We start from the raw sequence: 17,205 nt of genomic DNA, 5'->3' as shown, positions 1-17,205 counted from the left end.
AGGGCCCCCGTCCGCGCCGGACGGGGGCCCTCCCGCGTTCCCCGTCCGGTCAGGCGGTGGCGAGCGCCACCTCGGTGGCCTTGATCAAGGCGATCACGTCGGAGCCCACGAACAGCCCGAGGTCGGCGGCCGCGTCCTTGGTGATCGCGGCGGTGAGTTCACCGCCGGCCATCGTGACCTTCACCGTGGCCATGACCGTGCCGAGCTCCAGGTGGGTGACGGCGCCGGCGAACTGGTTGCGGATCGACAGGCCCTCGTCCCGGCTGGTGGCGATGGAGACCTCCGTCGACTTCACCAGCGCGCGGACGGCCGTGCCCGGGACGAGGCCGAGCTGTTCGACGGCCTCCAGGGTGATGACCGAGGTGAGGTCCTGCCCACCGTCGAGGCGGACCTTGACGGTGGCCATGACCCCGCCGGGGCGGACCTCGGTGACGGTGCCGGGGAGCTGGTTGCGCATGCTCAGTGTCATGGGCACCCACCGTAGGGCGCGCGGGCGTTCAGGCCGGGTACGCGTGGGTCTGGGTCGCCTTGACCGTCGCCCAGACAGCGGCGCCCGGGTGCAGGTCGAGCTCCGCCGCGGCGACCGTGGTGAGGTCGGCGGCGAGCGGCAGTCCACCGGTGAGGTCGGCGCGGATCTGGTCGCCGTGGGTCTCCAGACCGGCCACCTCGCAGCGCCACAGGTTGCGGGCGCTGGCCCCCGTGGGCCGGTCCCGGAACAGGGTGACGGCGCCCGGCGGGAAGGCGACGAAGACGGGCCCGGACAGCGTCTCCGTGGTGGTGATCGCGGCCCCGGCGTCGAGCCGTACCGTGTGGCCCTCGGCCTGCCCCCGGTAGAGGTTGAGGCCGACGAGCTGGGCGATGTAGTCCGTGCGCGGCCGGCGGGCGATGTCCGACGGGGTGCCCTCCTGTACGACCAGGCCGTGCTCGACGACGACCAGCCGGTCCGCGAGCACCATGGCGTCCAGCGGGTCGTGGGTGACCAGCACGGCGACGGCCTCGAACTCGGCGAGGTGCCGGCGCAGCTGGGCGCGCACCTCCAGCCGGGTGCGGGCGTCCAGGGCCGCGAGCGGTTCGTCCAGGAGCAGCAGCCGGGGCCTGGTGGCCAGGGCGCGGGCGAGCGCGACGCGCTGGGCCTGGCCGCCGGAGAGCCGGCGGGGCTTGGCATGGGCGTGGTCGGCCAGGCCCATGCGGTCCAGCCAGGCGGCGGCCTGGGCGCGTGCCTCGGCCTTGCCGGTGCCCTGGCAGCGCGGCCCGAAGGCCACGTTGTCCAGGGCGGACAGGTGCGGGAAGAGCAGGTAGTCCTGGAAGACGACGCCGACCGGGCGGGACTCGGGCGGGGTGTGCTCCAGGGAGGTGCCGTCCAGTCGCAGGTGGCCGTCGGTGAGCGGGACGAGACCGGCGAGGGCGCGCAGCGCGGTCGTCTTGCCGGCGCCGTTGGGCCCGAGCACCGCGACGACGTCACCGGGGGCGGCGGTCAGGGCCACGTCGAGCCGGAAGGAACCCCGGTCCACGGCGAGCCGGGCGTCGAGTCCCTGCTCGCCCCGTACCGCGAGGTCGGGCTTGCGGGAGTCGGTGTCGGTCATGGATCCGTCCGTCGGCACTGGTGCGGGGTCGTCGTCTTCCATCCTGTGGGCATCGTCAGGATCCCGTCAGCCACCGGTCGCGCAGTCCGGCGAGCACCGCGATGGACACGGCGAGCAGGACGAGGCTGAGCGCGATGGCGGCCTCGGGGTCGTTCTGCAGGGCGAGGTAGACCGCGAGGGGCATGGTCTGGGTACGGCCGGGGAAGTTGCCCGCGAAGGTGATCGTCGCGCCGAACTCGCCGAGCGCGCGGGCCCAGGCCAGGACCGCGCCCGCGGCGATGCCGGGGGCGATCAGCGGCAGCGTGACCCGGCGGAACGCGGTGAAGCGGGAGGCGCCGAGCGTGGTGGCCGCCTCCTCGAAGCGCGGGTCGGCGGCCCGCAGGGTGCCCTCGACGCTGATGACCAGGAAGGGCATGGCGACGAAGGCCTCCGCGACCACCACGCCCGCCGTGGTGAACGGCAGGGTGATCCCGAACCAGGAGTCGAGCCACTCGCCGGCGACGCCGTTGCGGCCCAGGGCGAGCAGGAGCGCCACACCGCCGACCACCGGCGGCAGCACGAGCGGCAGGGTCACCAGGGCCCGTACGAGGCGGCGGCCGGGGAAGTCGGTCCTCGCCAGCAGCCAGGCCAGCGGCACCCCCAACACGACGCACAGCGCGGTCGCCGCGGTCGCGCTGACCAGCGAGAGCTGGAGCGCCTGCCAGACCTCGGCGCTGGTCAGCTGGTCGGGCAGGCTGCTCCAGGGGGCGCGCACCAGCAGGGCGACGAGCGGCAGCAGCAGGAACGCCAGGGCGACGAGGCCGGGCACCAGCAGGGGCAGCGGTACCCCGCGGGCGCGACGGCGCCGCGGACCACCCGTGCGGGGGCGGGCCGCGGCGCCGGGCTTGTCGAGCGAGGTCACGGCTTGAGGAACCCCGCCTCGCTCAGGACCCGCCGGCCCTCGGCGGACCGCACCAGCGTGATGAACGCCTTGGCCGCCTCGGCGTTCTGGGCGTTCTTCAGCAGGGCGATGGGGTAGTCGTTGATGGCCTTGGCCGACTCGGGGAACTCCACGCCCTCCACCTTGTCACCCGCGGCCTTCACATCGGTCTTGTAGACCACCGCGGCGTCGGCCTCCTTCAGCTCGACCTTCGTCAGGGCGCTCTTGACGTCCTGCTCGTAGGAGACCGGGGTGAGCTTCAGGTCGCTTGCCTCCAGGGCCTTCTGGGCGGCGGCGCCGCACGGCACGGTCCTGTCGCACAGGACGACCTTCAGACCCGACTTGGTGAGGTCCTTCAGGGAGGCGACCTTGTCGGGGTTGCCCGGCAGGGTGGCGATCTCCAGCTGGTTGCGGACGAAGGTGGCCGGGGTGCCGGCCGCGTCCTTCTTGTCCGTCACGAGCGCCATGGTCTTGGGACTGGCGGCGGCGAACACGTCCGCGGGGGCACCGCCGGTGATGCCGGCGGCGAGGGAGTCGCTGCCGCCGAAGTTGAAGGTGACCTTGGTACCCGGGTGCTGCTCTTCGAACTGCTTGCCCAGCGTCGTGAAGCTCTCCTTCAGGGAGGCCGCGGCGAACACCGTGACCGTGCCGGACAGCTTCGGGGAGGCGGAACCGGACGTGTCCGCCTTCGCGGATGAGTCGTCGGAGGAGGAGCAGGCGCTGAGTGCCATCAGGGCGGCGGCTCCCGCACCGGCCAGCTGCAGCATCCGCCGGGTCCGGCGCACGGAACGGGTCATCAGGATCTACTCCTCAGGATCGTGGAACAACGGTCGCGCCCTGTGACGGCCGGGCTTCGGCCATGCGGCGATGATACTGCCGCATCTGCGAGGTGTAAGTCTCCTGTCATATCGCATGAGCTGCCCACTCGTGAGTTGTGGCTTGCATGTGCGTTTGTACGGTGCTCGGCGGCGGGTACGGTTTTCCGGGAGGTGGTCGCAGGTGAAGCTCGCGGAACTCGCCCTGACGGGGCCCGTGTTCGACCCGGCGCGGCGCAAGGACCGGCTGCGCTTCCTCATCGCCGTCACGGGCACCGACGGCCATCGTGCCCTGCTGTCCTGGGCCGAGATCGACCCGGACTTCGCCGACGCCCCGGTGCTGCTCGCCGTCACCATGGAAGACCGCGCCCCGGCTCGTCGAGACGCACGTGCTCGAAGAGGGTGGCGCCGAGCGCCTGGGCGACCCCGCCCACCCTGGCCCCGGCACTGCATCGGATTCATCACCTTGCCCGCGTCGGCGGCGTGCACGCTGAGCAGGATGCGGATCTCCCCGGTGCCGGGGTCGACCGCCCCCGGAACCAGTGCGCGTTGAAGGCGACCGAGCGCGGGGGCGGCTCGTACACCTCCTTCAGCGGCAGGCGGCCGCCCGGGTGCAGGACGGGCACGCCTCCGCCGACGCCGACGGCGCGGCCACCGCCGTGCTGCTGAGCACCCTGGAGACGTTCCTCGCCTGCGACCGTTCGTGGGCGCGCACCGCCCAGGAGCTCCACCTGCACGTCAACACCGTGCACTACCGGATCCAGCGCATAGAGCACTTCACCGGGCGCGATCTGTCGCGGCTGCGCGACCGGCTCGACCTGTGGGCCGCGCTGCTGTGCCGGTGAGAGGGACCCGGCTCAGACGCGGTCGATGTGCACGTTCGTCGACTTCACGCGCGCGGTGGCCTCCATGCCGACCTCCAGGCCCAGCTCCTCCACGGCCTCCCGGGTGAGCAGCGAGACCAGCCGGTGCGGGCCCGCCTGGATCTCGACCTGCGCGGCGACGTCGCCGAGCTTGATGGCGGTCACGATGCCCGGGAAGGCGTTGCGCACCGAGGTGGAGGACACCTCCTCCTCGCCGCCGCCCGCCTTGGCCAGCTCGACGGAGAACGCGGCGAGGTCCCTGCCGTCGATGAGTCGCCGTCCAGCCTCGTCGCGATGGGTGGTCACCCGGCCGGCGTCGGCCCAGCGGCGGGCGGTGTCCGGGCTCACGCCGAGCAGCCGCGCCGCCTGGCCGATCGTGTAGGACTGCATGCGGGTCACGATAGGGCCACCGGTGGGCGAAAGGCGTGGTGGGGCCGCCGGGCCGGGTGTCAGCCCGTGTGCACGCGCGGCCGGCGGTGACGGTCGGGCTCCGCCTCGCGCAGCACCTCACGGGTGACCGGGGCCACCTCGCCCTGGCCGAAGAGGAAGAACCGCAGGAAGTTGGCGAACGGGTTTCCCTCGGTCCACTCGAAGTAGATGTGCGGCGTGCAGCCCGTGAAGTCGCGGACGTGCAGGAGCAGGGCGGCCAGGGCGTTGGGGACGGAGGCGGACTCCACGCTCAGCACGCGGTAGCGGCCGTGCATGACCTCGCCGCGTACGCTCAGGCCCGCCTCGAACTCGGAGGGGTCGGTCACCGTCACCTCGAGGAAGACGAAGTCCTCCTGCTCGGGCATGTCGTTGTCGGCGCGGATCTGCTCGATCTTTTCGCGGTACTCGGCCTTGTCGCGCTGGTCGGGCTCGTTGGCGATGAACCGCATCTTGCGGCTGGCCATGTCCCGGACGAATCGTTCCGCCATCGGGTCCATCGTCACGCTGGTCACCCGCAGCTCGAAGGCACGGGCCAGCCGGGACAGCAGCGAGACCAGGATGATGCCCGCGATGAAGCAGGCGCCGATCTTCACACCGTCAGGGCGCTCCAGGACGTTGACGACGGTCGTGTACAGGAACACCACCGAGATGATCGCGAACAGGACGGTCCAGCGCCGCTGCCGCGCCTTGCGGGCGGCGATGGTCACCGCGATCGCCGCCGAGCTGATCAGCACCAGCACACCGGTGGCGTAGGCGCCGCCCTGCTTGTCCACGCTGGCGTCGAAGATCCAGGTCACCAGGAAGGCGATCAGGGTGAAGACGATGACCATCGGGCGCACGGCGCGGGCCCAGTGGGGGGCCATGCCGTAGCGCGGGAGGTAGCGGGGCATGAGGTTGAGCAGGCCCGCCATCGCGGAGGCGCCGGCGAACCACAGGATGGCGATCGTGGAGACGTCGTAGACCGTGCCGAAGGCTCCGCCCAGGTACTGGTGCGCCAGGTAGGCGAGCGCGCGGCCGTTGGCCTGGCCGCCCGGCTTGAACTCGTTCTCCGGGATCAGCAGCGTGGTGATGAAGCTGGTGGCGATCAGGAAGCAGCTCATGATGACGGCCGCGGTCGTCAGCAGCTTCTTGGCGTCCCGGATCCGGCCCCTGGGGTGGGCCTCGGTGTCGCTCGCGTCGCCCCGGACGTGCGGCATGACGGCGACACCGGTCTCGAATCCGGACAGGCCGAGGGCGAGTTTCGGGAAGACGATCAGGGCGACGCCGATCATGACGAAGACGTTGCCGTGCTCCGCGGTCAGCGCGTTGGCCCAGTCGGTGACCACGTGCTCGGCGGTGACGACGTGCCAGATGCCGACGGCCACGACCACGACGTTGAGCGCGAGGTAGATGCCGACCAGGGCGACCGCGACGCCGATGGCCTCCAGGAAGCCCTTGAGGAACACCGCGCCGAGCAGGGCGACCAGGAACAGGGTGATCAGCACCTGGTAGCCGTGCAGAACGGTCGTGAGGTGCGGGTTCTCCACCAGGTGGGTGGAGGCGTCGGCGGCGGAGAGGGTGATGGTGATCAGGAAGTCCGTGGCCGCGAAGCCCAGCAGGGTGAGGACGAACAGCTTGCCCTTCCAGAACGACAGCAGCCGCTCCAGCATGGCGATGGAACCCTCGCCGTGCGGGCTCTCCTCGGCCACCCGGCGGTAGACCGGGAGGGCGCCCGCCAGGGTGACGATCACCAGCACGATGGTGGCGATCGGCGACAGCAGGCCGGCCGCGAGGGCCGCGATGCCGGGCTGGTAGCCGAGGGTGGAGAAGTAGTCGACGCCGGTCAGGCACATCACGCGCCACCAGCGCTGGCCCTTGTGCGGGGGCTCGGGCTCCGCGTGGGGTCCGGTGACGCCGCCGTGCTTGCCCATGTCGGACAGGCCCTCCAGCATCCAGGCGCGCAGGCGGCTGGGAGGGTGCTCGGTCGTGACCATCGGCGTGCTCCTGTGTGCGGCTCAGCTGTTCGGCCATCACAGGGACGGCGGCTTCAGCGTAAGCGGAGAGTGACGCCTGGGCCCACGAATCCGGGGCCCATGGGCATCAATCTTGCGTTAAGAACGGGCCGCCCGGAGCGGCGCGCACGTCGAGAAGCGGAGGCCCGGCGGCCGGTGGGCGCGCCCGGCGGCATCGGGGAAGGCGCGGCCGCGGCCTCGTGGAGCGGACACCGAGCGTCATCTCGTACGACACCTCCATGCTGCCCCGCCGGAGTCCATGCTGCCCCGCCGGAGGCCGGGCCGCAGCCGCAGCGGGCGGGAGCGGCCCGGGACGGGGGAGGCCGGCTCGGCGGACGGACGCGCCGGGCGTGCCTCACAGATCCCGGGTGTCCATGCGCAGGTGCCAGGCGTTGCGCCGGTGGACGGAGACCAGGTCCGACTCCAGCGGCGACGGCGGCACCGCGAGGACCGGGCAGACCGCGTGCGTGAGGCAGTGCCGGGTGACCCGGCCCGAGAAGGCCCGCTGCAGCCCGCGCCGGCCCGCGCCGACCACCAGCACGTCGTCCTCCCGGTCCGCGGTCGCCACCAGGGCCCTGCCGGGCGTGCCACGCACGATCGCCGCGTGCATGGCGACCCCCGGTCCGTCCTCACCGAAGATCTCCTCCAGCACCGAGGCGAGCCGCTGCTTGGCGAGCCGCTGCCACTCGTCGACCAGCAGGTCGGCGGCCGGGCCGTGGTGTGCCGCGGGATCACCGCCGGGCGGCTCCCAGGCCAGGACCGGCCACAGCTCGGCCCCCAGCCGGCGGGCCAGCGCGGTGGCCCGGCGCAGGGCCGTGACGCTGCCCAGGGAGCCGCTCACGCCGACCACCACGCGGGGGGTCGTCGAGGCGTCGTAACGGGACATGGCTCCACCGTTCCTCACGGGTGCCCGTGGTCCCCTCGCGCGGGTCGGGGCCGCGCGCGGGCCTGTCTTCCATCCCACTCCCGAACGGGGGATTCGACCAGCCGTAGAGCAGCCCGAGAACAGCCGGAGAAGAGGAATGCGAAGGAGCCGCACTCTCGAACTCAGGAGGATTGGCCGACAGGTTCGAAACTTTCGACATCCTGTGAGGCGTACGTGCGGACCTACGGCAACCCCGTGCATCCCCGGCTTCCACCCGGACCCGAGCATGTGCCGCGTCGGGGGCGACCACTACCTGGTCTGCTCCAGCTTCCAGTAGGGCCCCCGGCCCCGGCCGCCTGGGGCGCCCCTCCCGCCCGAGCCCGTGCGGGACTCGCGCGGGCTCGGGCCCGTGCGGCAGCGTCTCGCGGCCCACCCCGTGCCGCCGGGCCCGGTCACGCTCGCCGTCCGGCGGGTTCACCGGCCGCGTCCTCGGCATGTCCGTCACGCAGGGGCGCGCGGCCTTCGACTGGTTCGACTACGAGCCGCGAGCCGGTGCGCGAGACCTTGACGCTCCCCACGCGTCTTCCTAGAGTCGCCGTTCGGAACGTTCGGAGTTCAGAGCGAATGTTTCGGTCCACGATGTGTGCCGCCCCGGTCCGCCGGTCGACGGCGGTCCCTGGTTCTTCTCGTCTTCTTCTCGCCGAGACCCTCACCGAAGCAACTCCGAAAGTTTCGAAGGAGCGCATGATGGGCGACCCTGCACTGTCCCGCCGCGGCTTTCTGGCCGCCTCCGTCGCCGCCGGCCTCGGCGCCACCGCACTCAGCGGCTGCGGCGGCGACTCGGACGGGGGGTCGTCCTCGGGGACGACCACGATCGAGTGGTGGAACATCTCGACCACGGAGCCGACCAAGACCGTCTGGGCCGCTCTCGCCAAGAAGTTCGAGGCGCGGAACCCCAAGGTCAAGCTGAAGATCGTCCAGCTCGAGAACGACGCCTACAAGTCGAAGATGACCGCGCTGACCGCCTCGGGGAAGCTGCCGGACGTCTTCCACACGTGGGGCGGCGGCGTGCTGAGGCAGCAGGTCGACGCGGGACTCGTCGAGGACCTCACGGGCGCCACCAAGCCCTGGGCCGACGCCCTGCTGCCGGTCGCCGGACAGCCCTACCTGCTGGACGGCAAGGTGTACGGCATTCCGTTCGACATCGGCATGATCGGCTTCTGGTACAACAAGTCGCTCTTCCGGAAGGCCGGGATCACCACGCCCCCGACCACCTGGAGCGGCTTCCTCGACGCCGTGCGGAAACTGAGGTCCGCCGGGATCACCCCGCTCGCCCTGGCGGGCAAGGAGAAGTGGCCCGGCATGTACTACTGGGCCTACCTCGCGATGCGCACCGCCGGCGTCGACGCGCTCCGCAAGGCCGGCGACAGCAAGGACTTCACCGGCCCCGGCTTCGTGGCGGCCGGGCAGCACCTCAAGGAACTGGTCGACCTCGGCCCCTTCCAGAAGGGCTTCCTCGGCGCCGCCTACTCCACGCCCACCGGTCAGGCCGCCACCGTCGGCAACGGCAAGGCGGCGATGGAGCTGATGGGCCAGTGGGCCCCGGTGGTGGAGGCCGACGCGGGCAAGGGGCTCGGCGCCGACCTCGGCTTCTTCCCGTTCCCCGAGGTCGAGGGCGGCAACGGGAAGATCACCGAGGTGTTCGGCGGAGGCGGCGGGCATGCCCTGCGCAAGGGCGCACCCCAGGCGGCCGTCGACTTCCTGAAGTTCTTCGCCGCCGAGACCACCGACCGCGAACTCGTCCGGAAGACCGGGGTGCTGCCGGTCGTCCCGGCCGCCGAGAGCGTCCTCACCGACCCCAACCTCAAGGCGGTGCAGACGCAGTTGAAGGCCGCCACCGGCTTCCAGCTCTACCTCGACCAGGCCTACGCACCCGCGGTCGGCCAGGAGGTCAACGACAGCGTGGCCGCGCTGATCGCCGGCTCCAGGTCGCCCGCGCAGGTCACCCAGTCCATCACCAGGACCGCCAAGGAAGAGCAGTAGCCGCGATGACCACCACCTTCCTCGCCGGCGAGCGCGGCGGACCCGCCCTCGACCGGCCGCCCCCGGCCGCCCACGCGGCCCGGGGGCGGGCGCGGCGGCGCGCGCTGCACTGGCTCACCGCGGTCGCCTTCCAACTGCCCGCGCTGGTGCTGTTCACCGGGCTCGTGCTGCTGCCCATGCTGTTCGCGCTGTACGCCGCCTTCTTCCGCTGGGGCGGCTTCGGCATGCCCTCCGACTACACGGGCGCGGACAACTTCACCCGGCTCTTCCAGGACCCGGTCTTCCTCGGCGACCTGTGGCGCTGCCTGCTCCTGGTGCTGCTGTCGCTCGCGCTCCAGCTGCCGTTCGCGCTCGCCATGGCGGTCCTGCTCAACCAGCGGCTGCGCGGCCGCGCGGTCTACCGGATGCTGTTCTTCGCGCCCTACGTCCTGTCCGAAGCCATCACCGGAGTGCTGTTCGGCATGGTCTTCGCCCCGGACGACGGGCTCGCCGACCATGTCCTGGGCGCCGTCGGGCTCGACGGCCTGGGCGGCGAGTGGTTCGCGGACCCCTCCTGGGTCATGGCGACCTTGTTCCTCGTCATGACGTGGAAGTACTTCGGCTTCCACATGATGCTCTACCTGGCCGGACTCCAGTCCGTCCCGGCCGAGTTGACGGAGGCGGCGCTGATCGACGGGGCGGGCCCCTGGCAGCGCTTCTACAACGTCACCCTGCCGCTGCTCGCGCCCACCCTGCGGATCAGCGTCTTCCTGTCCGTCATAGGGTCGATCCAGCTCTTCGACCTGGTGTGGGTGGTCACGCAGGGCGGCCCCGACCACCACTCCGAGACGATGGCCGTGACCCTGTTCCAGTACGGCTTCAAGCGCTACCAGGTCGGCTACGCCAGCGCGATCAGCGTGGTCATGTTCGCCGTCTGCCTCGTCTTCGCCCTCGCCTACCAGCGGTTCGTGCTCCGCCGCGACCTCGAAGGGGCCACCACGACCATGAGGGGAGACGGCACATGACCCGGCGAACGGCGCCGGCCCGGCGGACGGTGGGCTCCCGGCGAACGGCGCGGACCTTGCCGCTGCACGCGGTCCTCGTCGCGGTCGGCGCGCTGATGGTCCTACCCCTGCTGTACGCCGTGCTGTCCGGCTTCAAGTCCACCGGCGAGCTGTCCCGCAACCCGTTCGGGCTGCCCGGCCGGTGGCGGACCGGCAACTACACCGGCATCCTCGGCTCGGGCGACTTCTGGCGGCTCCTCGGCAACAGCACACTGATCGCCGTGGCCACGACCGTCCTCGTGGTGGCCGTGTCCGCGCTCGCGGCCTTCTCCTTCGCCCGGTTCGCCTTCCGCGGGCGGGAGGTGCTGTTCACCTTCCTCACGATGGGGCTGATGTTCCCCTTCGCGGTGGCGGCCCTGCCCCTCTTCCTGCTCCTGCGCTCCCTGGACCTGCTGGACAACCCGCTCGGTGTGATCCTCCCGCAGGCCGCCTTCGGGCTGCCCATGACGATCATCATCCTGCGGGGCTTCTTCCGGCAGATCCCCGGTGAGCTGGAGGAGGCCGCCACGCTCGACGGGTGCAGCACCTTCGGCTTCTTCTGGCGGGTGCTGCTGCCCATGGCCAGGCCCGCGCTGGGCACCGTCTCGGTGCTCGCCGTCGTCACGAGCTGGAACAACTTCTTCCTGCCGCTGCTGGTGTTCACCGACAGCGGTTGGTGGACCCTGCCCATCGGCGTCCAGCAGTTCCAGGGCCAGTACTCGGCCGAGTACGCGCGGGTCTTCGCCTATCTCGTGCTCGCCATGGTCCCCGCCCTCGCCTTCTACGCGGTCGCCGAGCGCCAACTCGTCGGGGGCCTCACCGCCGGCGCCACCAAGGGCTGAGCCGCCCCGCGGATCACCGGACGCACCGGCCCGCGGGAGGCGCTGGGGCGGCGTCCGGACACGGACCGTAGCGGTCTCCGGACACGCGTCGGGGCCGGTGCGCACCGAGATCGTGCGGCCGGCCCCTGTGGGTCACGGGCGGTACGGCGGACCGCCCGGGTCACCGCTCAGGCGGCGGTCATCACCCGGTCCGCGCCCAGCGGGCGGTGCGGGGCGATGACACGGCCGTCGGGGAGCAGCTCACCGGTGTCCTCGAAGAGCAGGACGCCGTTGCACAGCAGGCTCCATCCCTGCTCCGGGTGGTGCGCCACAAGGCGGGCGGACTCCCGGTCGGCGGACTCGGCTGGCGGACACGGTGGCTGGTGCTGGCACATGGGTGGGATCTCTCGCTCGGTCGTGGTCATTCCGTCCCCCGTGGTGATAGTCGGTCGGAACCCAGTGTTGCCCTCTGGGCGTCATTCCGCAGGGATTTCGCGGCACCGCTTCTCACAGGTTCATGACGCGTCACCCTGCCGGACGGTTCATTTCAACTGCACTGTCCCTTTGGGTGGTTCGCAGTGGCCGGATAGGGCTAGTCCGGTCGGAGAAGATCCCTTTCCGTCTCGTCGGAGCGGGTAATTGCTCGTACGAGCGGAATCTCGTCGGCCGGGCTCAGCGGCGGGTCTGAGTGGCGGGCTTCGTCGGCCGGCTTCGTCGATCGCCCGGAAAAACGGCCGTACCCCGCTTCCCGGACGAGAAGCGGGGTACGCGAGCCGCCGGTCAGGCAGGTGAACCGAGCAGTTTGACGGGAGAAGCCCGATGGGTCAGCACCGGAAGCAACTCGGCCACCCGGTGCGGGCGGTGGGACGAGATGCCGGGCGGCGCCGGGGCCAGCGGCACGAGCAGGTCGGTGGCGGCCGGGTGGCCCTCGGTCGCCTCGGCGGTCACGTCGCCGTGCAGCCACAGGGTGAGCATGTACAGCCCCGGGACCGACAGCAGTCGCGGCTGGTAGGGCTGTTGCAGCGCCTCGGCCTGCTGCACGGCGCGTTCGGTCGAGGCGACGTAAGGGCCCTCGAAGAAGTGCGAGAAGGCCCAGCCGTCGGGCGTCAGCATGGTGTCGGCCGCGGCCACCGCCCGGTCGCCGCAGCGGATCAGGAAGCGCCAGCCGGCCAGCCGCGTCGCCGACAGGCCCTGCGCGGTGATCCGGTCCAACACGTATACGGGAAGCGGGAGTTCGGCTGTCGCCGGCCCCTGCGCCGCGCGCAGGGAGGGGGTTCGGGCTTCACGGACCGCGGTGGGGGAACCGAGGGCCGTGAGGACGGAGCGCAGGGCGGGCGCGGGGGCAGGGGGCACGTGCAGCGGCATGGTGGGTCGCCTCTCGTTCGACAGGCGCGGCGGCGCGAGGGAGGTGGGGCGGACGGCGCTGTCTGCTCACGGGGTGGCCTGAGAGGTGGGACCCGGACCGCTGGACGTGGGTGCGGCTGAAGCCTGCCGCCCGTCACCTTGACGGCAGGAACACGACAGAAACCGGGGACCACGGGCGCCAACCTTAGGCCTTGTCCGCGAAGTTTATACGACACGTGTTCACGCGATGTTTCGTCTATCGCATTGCGGTCGACCGGGCAAGGCTCTATTCAGCCGCGGATTCGCGAATAACATCCCGATTTCCCGCCGGGCAGGCGCTGCTGACCTCGCCATACGCCGCCACCGCGGTCGGCCGAATGTCGTCGGCGTTTTTCACGAGGCGATCGGGGCACCCGAAGTTGCGACTTGCGTCATGCCCCGTGAATGTGCCGCGGGGAACATTCAGACAGCGTAGCGGGCGCCGGGCCCCAGCGGGACGTTATCGATCGCTTCCGCTGGGCATCATCCCAACCGGACCCGGGACCCCGGCGGCCGGATCTGCGGCCCGCCCATCCGAGGAGGGACACTTCGATGGGGGAGAAGGTCGTGGCAGGGCAGTTCGACCTGTCCGATCGCCAGCGCTACCGCGAAAAGCTCCACAAGTGTCTGGCGGGACTCGAGCGGCTGCTGGTCGAGAAGCGGTTCGACCGAGCCAAGAACCTCATGGGCGTCGAGATCGAATTGAATCTCGCCGGCCCCGACGGCATGCCGAGAATGTTGAACGGGCAGGTGCTGGAGCGCATCGCGAGCCGCGATTTCCAAACCGAGCTCGCGATGTTCAATCTGGAAGTGAACATCGCCCCGCACCGGCTGGGCGGCAGGGTTTTCGACCGGCTCGCGGAGGAACTGCGCACCTCTCTGGCGTACGCCGACCGCAAGGCCGGTGAAGTGGACGCCGGAATCGTGATGATCGGCATCCTGCCCACGCTGGACCGCGACGACCTGGTCTCCTCCAACCTTTCCGAGGTGGACCGCTACACGCTGCTGAACGACCAGATCGTGGCCGCGCGGGGAGAGGACTTCCGCCTCGACATCGACGGTGTCGAGCATCTGACCTGCACCTCGAAGTCCATCGTCCCGGAGGCCGCCTGCACCTCCGTGCAGCTGCACCTCCAGGTCACCCCGTCGCGCTTCGCCGACGTGTGGAACGCGGCCCAGGCGGCCTGCGCGGCGCAGATCGCCGTCGGCGCCAACTCGCCGTTCCTGTTCGGGCACGAACTGTGGCGCGAGTCGCGGCCACCGCTGTTCCTGCAGGCCACCGACACCCGCCCGCCGGAACTCCAGGCCCAGGGCGTCCGGCCGCGCACCTGGTTCGGCGAGCGGTGGATCTCCTCCGCGCAGGAGCTGTTCGAGGAGAACCTGCGCTTCTTCCCGGCGCTGCTGCCGATCTGCTCCGACGAGGAGCCGCTGGAGGTCCTCGACGCCGGCGGCATTCCCCGGCTCGCCGAGCTGGTCCTGCACAACGGCACGGTCTACCGCTGGAACCGGCCCGTCTACGACATCGCGGACGGTGTCCCGCACCTGCGCGTGGAGAACCGGGTGCTGCCGGCCGGGCCGACCATCACCGACGTGATCGCCAACGCGGCCTTCTACTACGGCCTGGTGCGCGCGCTGGCCGAGGAGTCCCGGCCGGTGTGGACCCGGCTGCCCTTCGAGGCCGCCGAGGCCAACTTCGACGCGGCCTGCCGGCACGGCATCGACGCGCGGTTCGTCTGGCCGCGCCGGGGACGCTACGGCGGCACCGGCGAGGTGGACGCGGTCACCCTGGTCCGTGACGAACTGCTGCCGCTGGCCTCGGCGGGCCTGGACGCCTGGGGCGTGGAGGCCGCCGACCGCGACCTCTACCTGGGCGTCATCGAGGAGCGCTGCCGGCGCCGGGTGAACGGCGCGTCCTGGCAGGCGGCCACCTTCCACCGGGCCCTGGAGCAAGGCCTGAGCCGGCAGGCCGCACTGGCCGCGACCACCCGCCGCTACGCCGAGCTGATGCACGTGGGAGAGCCGGTCCACACCTGGCCGGTGGGCCTGCCGGAGCCGGTGCCGCTGGGCTGAGAGCCCGGCGGGCCCGTCCCGCGGAGGAGGTCCGAGGGGGCCCGGGTCGACACCGACCCGGGCCCCCTCGGGCTCTTTGCCGTGCCCCGGTCCGGACGCCCCGGACCGGAACAGCGGGGGCGGCGGGCAGGGGCGGTCGGTGGCGGGCAGCGGCAGCGGCGGGGGAAGCGGGAGCGCCGCGCCGGGCGGTCGGTTCGGTCGGCTCCATCCGGCCCGGGGGGCTTGGGTGGCCGAGCCGGCCCGATCCGGCCCGGGGGACCTGGGCGGCCCGGTCGGCTCGGGTGGCGTGATCCAGCGCGGGTGGCTTGGGTGGCCGAGCCGGCCTGCTCCAGCCCGGGCTGCCCGGTCGGCCCGGGTGACCTGGTCGGCCCGGGTGACCTGGTCGGCTCGGGTGATCTGGGCGGCTCGGGTGGCGCGGGCGTCGGGGGTGCCGCGCCGGGCGGTCGGCGCGGTCCGGCGCGGGGGGCTCGGGCGCCCGGTCGGCCCGGGTGGCCCTGGCGTCCAAGTCGGGCCCGGGCAAGCGGCTCTCGGCTTGATCCGGCATGCTGTGTCCTCGCAGGTCCGGACCGAAGGCAGGAGTGCACGTGGAGGCTGACCCGCTGGCCGTCGCTCACCCGCGGGAGCCGTTCCCGCGGCGCGTCCTCCGGGACGAGACGCTGCTCGTGCTGGCGCTCTCGCTCGGTGCGAGCGGGGTGTCCGCGCTGATCAGCTTCATCGGCTCGGTCACCAAACCGGGCGGGCTCAAGGACCAGGCGGCCACCCTGAACGCCTCGGCCGCACCCGGCCGCCCCTGGCTCGACCTCGCCTGGCAGCTCTTCGGCATCGCCAGCGCCCTGGTCCCCGTGTTCCTGGTGGCCCACCTGCTGCTGCGCGAGGGCGAGAGCCTGCGCACCCTCGGCTTCGACCGCACCCGCCCCTGGCCCGACCTCGGCCGGGGTGCCGCCGTCGCGGCCGTGATCGGGAGCACCGGGATCGCCTTCTACCTGGCCGCGCGCGGCCTCGGCTTCAACCTCACCGTGGTCCCCGAGGCGCTGCCCGACGTCTGGTGGAAGTTCCCGGTCCTGATCCTCTCCGCGCTGCAGAACGCGATCCTCGAGGAGGTCATCGTCGTCGGCTATCTGCTTCGCAGGCTGGGGCAGTTGGGCTGGACGCCGGGGACCGCGCTGGTGGCCAGCGCGGTCCTGCGCGGCTCGTACCACCTCTACCAGGGCATCGGCGGATTCCTCGGCAACATGGTCATGGGCGTGGTGTTCGTCCTGCTCTACCGCCGCTGGCGCCGGGTCGGACCGCTGGTCGTCGCGCACTCGCTGCTCGACATCGGCGCCTTCGTCGGCTACGCCCTGCTCGCGGGCAGGGTGGGCTGGCTGCCCACGGCCTGAGCACCCGTCCGCAACCCGGCCGGGCGGCGCGCCCCGCCGTCGCTCAGGCGAGCAGGTCGCCCTCGATGACCGTGACCGCGCGGCCGGTCAGCAGGGTGCGGTCGCCGCGCAGCCCGGTGCGGACCAGACCGCTGCGCGGCGACGCCTGCAGACCCACGAGGTCGTCCCGGCCCAGGCGCGCGGACCAGTGCGGGGCGAGCGCGGTGTGGGCGCTGCCGGTGACGGGGTCCTCGTCGATGCCGACGTTAGGGAAGAAGCACCGGGACACGAAGTCGTGGCCGAGCGACGGGTCGTCGGCGCGGGCCGTGGCGATGACACCGCGCGAGGAGTGCGCCATCAGTGCCTTGTGGTCGGGCGCGAGCTTGAGGACCGTCCGCTCGTCGGCCAGTTCCACCAGCAGGTCACCGATGTTCGGCCCGGTGTCGTAGGCGACGACGGGCTCGGCACCCAGCGCCTCGGCGAGCCCTTTGGGGAGCTCCACGGCGGTGAGCGGCGCGGTGGGGAAGTCCATCGTGATCCAGCCGTCCGCGCCGGGCGTGGCGACAAGGACCCCGCTGCGGGTCGCGAACCGCACCGGTCCCTCGTGGGCGCCGGTGGTGTGCAGCACGTGGGCGGTGGCGAGGGTCGCGTGACCGCACATCGCCACCTCGGCGACGGGAGTGAACCAGCGCAGCGCCCAGTCCGCGTCGCCGCCCGCGGGCAGCCGGTGCGCGAACGCCGTCTCGGCGTGGTTGACCTCCAGGGCCACGTTCTGGAGCCAGTCGTCGTCCGGGAAGACGTCGTCCAGCAGCATGACCCCGGCCGGGTTGCCGGCGAAGGGGCGGTCGGTGAAGGCGTCGACGATTCGAATGCGCATGGCGCAGACGCTAGAGCGGCGGCGGGCCGCTGACCAAGGCCAATCGGTGACCCCTGGACCGATTTCGCCGCTCCGCCGCTCCACCGTGGCCGGGTTCCTGGAAGAGGCTTGTCATCCCCGCCTTACCGATATATCGTCGAGGCATCGCGTAAGAGACGCGACTGAT

Annotated in this window: 15 protein-coding genes and 2 pseudogenes; 6 read left to right on the top strand and 11 right to left on the bottom strand. The window is 71.9% G+C overall.

The window, feature by feature from the left end; all coding sequences use genetic code 11:
* Positions 1 to 49: 49 nt before the first annotated feature.
* From PV343_RS02820 to PV343_RS02800, 5 genes and pseudogenes are all read right to left on the bottom strand, one after another.
* A complete protein-coding gene (locus PV343_RS02820; RefSeq protein ID WP_319145136.1) occupies positions 50 to 469 on the bottom strand; it encodes a TOBE domain-containing protein in 420 nt (139 codons plus the stop codon).
* 28 nt (positions 470 to 497) lie between these two features.
* Positions 498 to 1,583, bottom strand: coding sequence for an ABC transporter ATP-binding protein (locus tag PV343_RS02815; RefSeq protein WP_319145135.1), 1,086 nt, complete (start codon positions 1,581 to 1,583; stop codon positions 498 to 500).
* Between the two features lie 55 nt (positions 1,584 to 1,638).
* Entirely contained in the window at positions 1,639 to 2,484 is an 846-nt protein-coding gene (locus PV343_RS02810; RefSeq protein ID WP_319145134.1) for an ABC transporter permease, read from the bottom strand.
* On the bottom strand, positions 2,481 to 3,299 hold the full coding sequence (gene modA / locus PV343_RS02805) for a molybdate ABC transporter substrate-binding protein (RefSeq protein ID WP_319145133.1): 819 nt from the start codon (positions 3,297 to 3,299) through the stop codon (positions 2,481 to 2,483). The genes PV343_RS02810 and modA overlap by 4 nt, the downstream gene beginning before the upstream one ends.
* A 386-nt stretch (positions 3,300 to 3,685) precedes the next feature.
* A pseudogene (locus tag PV343_RS02800) lies at positions 3,686 to 3,937 on the bottom strand (molybdopterin cofactor-binding domain-containing protein); the annotation flags it as partial.
* Positions 3,938 to 3,970: 33 nt separating this feature from the next.
* Here PV343_RS02800 and PV343_RS02795 point away from each other — a divergent pair.
* Positions 3,971 to 4,162, top strand: a pseudogene (locus tag PV343_RS02795) (PucR family transcriptional regulator); the annotation flags it as partial.
* Positions 4,163 to 4,174: 12 nt separating this feature from the next.
* Here the strand turns inward: PV343_RS02795 and PV343_RS02790 are convergent.
* The 3 genes from PV343_RS02790 to PV343_RS02780 form a co-directional block, all read right to left on the bottom strand.
* Entirely contained in the window at positions 4,175 to 4,570 is a 396-nt protein-coding gene (locus tag PV343_RS02790; RefSeq protein ID WP_319145132.1) for a TOBE domain-containing protein, read from the bottom strand.
* 59 nt (positions 4,571 to 4,629) lie between these two features.
* On the bottom strand, positions 4,630 to 6,582 hold the full coding sequence (locus PV343_RS02785; RefSeq protein ID WP_319145131.1) for an amino acid transporter: 1,953 nt from the start codon (positions 6,580 to 6,582) through the stop codon (positions 4,630 to 4,632).
* A 373-nt stretch (positions 6,583 to 6,955) separates the two neighbouring features.
* A complete protein-coding gene (locus PV343_RS02780; RefSeq protein ID WP_319145130.1) occupies positions 6,956 to 7,486 on the bottom strand; it encodes a universal stress protein in 531 nt (176 codons plus the stop codon).
* A 726-nt stretch (positions 7,487 to 8,212) separates the two neighbouring features.
* On the opposite strand from PV343_RS02780, the gene PV343_RS02775 reads away from it, so the two are divergent.
* From PV343_RS02775 to PV343_RS02765, 3 genes are read left to right on the top strand one after another with little or no spacing between them, the layout of a single operon-like run.
* Positions 8,213 to 9,508, top strand: coding sequence for an extracellular solute-binding protein (locus tag PV343_RS02775; protein WP_319145129.1), 1,296 nt, complete (start codon positions 8,213 to 8,215; stop codon positions 9,506 to 9,508).
* Between the two features lie 5 nt (positions 9,509 to 9,513).
* Positions 9,514 to 10,512, top strand: a complete 999-nt coding sequence (locus PV343_RS02770; protein WP_319145128.1) for a carbohydrate ABC transporter permease — start codon at positions 9,514 to 9,516, stop codon at positions 10,510 to 10,512.
* A complete protein-coding gene (locus tag PV343_RS02765; RefSeq protein ID WP_319145127.1) occupies positions 10,509 to 11,372 on the top strand; it encodes a carbohydrate ABC transporter permease in 864 nt (287 codons plus the stop codon). Before PV343_RS02770 ends, PV343_RS02765 begins: the two co-directional genes overlap by 4 nt.
* A gap of 167 nt (positions 11,373 to 11,539) precedes the next feature.
* On the opposite strand, the gene PV343_RS02760 is transcribed toward PV343_RS02765, so the two are convergent.
* Complete coding sequence (locus PV343_RS02760) at positions 11,540 to 11,746, bottom strand: DUF5999 family protein (RefSeq protein WP_317447797.1); 207 nt, start codon at positions 11,744 to 11,746, stop codon at positions 11,540 to 11,542.
* Between the two features lie 385 nt (positions 11,747 to 12,131).
* Entirely contained in the window at positions 12,132 to 12,716 is a 585-nt protein-coding gene (locus PV343_RS02755) for a hypothetical protein (RefSeq protein WP_319145126.1), read from the bottom strand.
* A 570-nt stretch (positions 12,717 to 13,286) separates the two neighbouring features.
* Between PV343_RS02755 and PV343_RS02750 the strand changes: the two genes are divergently transcribed.
* The gene (locus tag PV343_RS02750; RefSeq protein WP_319145125.1) at positions 13,287 to 14,804 is read left to right on the top strand and encodes a glutamate--cysteine ligase; all 1,518 of its coding nucleotides are present in this window, start codon (positions 13,287 to 13,289) and stop codon (positions 14,802 to 14,804) included.
* Between the two features lie 578 nt (positions 14,805 to 15,382).
* Complete coding sequence (locus PV343_RS02745) at positions 15,383 to 16,183, top strand: CPBP family intramembrane glutamic endopeptidase (protein WP_387949955.1); 801 nt, start codon at positions 15,383 to 15,385, stop codon at positions 16,181 to 16,183.
* 43 nt (positions 16,184 to 16,226) lie between these two features.
* Here PV343_RS02745 and PV343_RS02740 read toward each other — a convergent pair whose 3' ends face one another.
* The gene (locus PV343_RS02740) at positions 16,227 to 17,039 is read right to left on the bottom strand and encodes a PhzF family phenazine biosynthesis protein (RefSeq protein WP_319145123.1); all 813 of its coding nucleotides are present in this window, start codon (positions 17,037 to 17,039) and stop codon (positions 16,227 to 16,229) included.
* Positions 17,040 to 17,205 lie beyond the last annotated feature (166 nt).

The organism is Streptomyces sp. WI03-4A (genome assembly GCF_033792105.1).
In the GTDB taxonomy this organism is placed as follows: Bacteria; Actinomycetota; Actinomycetes; order Streptomycetales; family Streptomycetaceae; genus Streptomyces; species Streptomyces collinus_A.
Note: the sequence above shows the minus strand (reverse complement) of the source record. Positions and strands in the feature narration are given on the sequence as shown.

Bases quoted from the DNA above. Each gene is read 5' to 3' on its own strand.
- PV343_RS02820 (WP_319145136.1), bottom strand. From the start codon at position 469: ATGACACTGAGCATGCGCAACCAGCTCCCCGGCACCGTCACCGAGGTC.
- PV343_RS02815 (WP_319145135.1), bottom strand. From the start codon at position 1,583: ATGACCGACACCGACTCCCGCAAGCCCGACCTCGCGGTACGGGGCGAG.
- modA (WP_319145133.1), bottom strand. From the start codon at position 3,299: ATGACCCGTTCCGTGCGCCGGACCCGGCGGATGCTGCAGCTGGCCGGT.
- PV343_RS02790 (WP_319145132.1), bottom strand. From the start codon at position 4,570: ATGCAGTCCTACACGATCGGCCAGGCGGCGCGGCTGCTCGGCGTGAGC.
- PV343_RS02785 (WP_319145131.1), bottom strand. From the start codon at position 6,582: ATGGTCACGACCGAGCACCCTCCCAGCCGCCTGCGCGCCTGGATGCTG.
- PV343_RS02780 (WP_319145130.1), bottom strand. From the start codon at position 7,486: ATGTCCCGTTACGACGCCTCGACGACCCCCCGCGTGGTGGTCGGCGTG.
- PV343_RS02775 (WP_319145129.1), top strand. From the start codon at position 8,213: ATGGGCGACCCTGCACTGTCCCGCCGCGGCTTTCTGGCCGCCTCCGTC.
- PV343_RS02770 (WP_319145128.1), top strand. From the start codon at position 9,514: ATGACCACCACCTTCCTCGCCGGCGAGCGCGGCGGACCCGCCCTCGAC.
- PV343_RS02765 (WP_319145127.1), top strand. From the start codon at position 10,509: ATGACCCGGCGAACGGCGCCGGCCCGGCGGACGGTGGGCTCCCGGCGA.
- PV343_RS02760 (WP_317447797.1), bottom strand. From the start codon at position 11,746: ATGTGCCAGCACCAGCCACCGTGTCCGCCAGCCGAGTCCGCCGACCGG.
- PV343_RS02755 (WP_319145126.1), bottom strand. From the start codon at position 12,716: ATGCCGCTGCACGTGCCCCCTGCCCCCGCGCCCGCCCTGCGCTCCGTC.
- PV343_RS02750 (WP_319145125.1), top strand. From the start codon at position 13,287: ATGGGGGAGAAGGTCGTGGCAGGGCAGTTCGACCTGTCCGATCGCCAG.
- PV343_RS02740 (WP_319145123.1), bottom strand. From the start codon at position 17,039: ATGCGCATTCGAATCGTCGACGCCTTCACCGACCGCCCCTTCGCCGGC.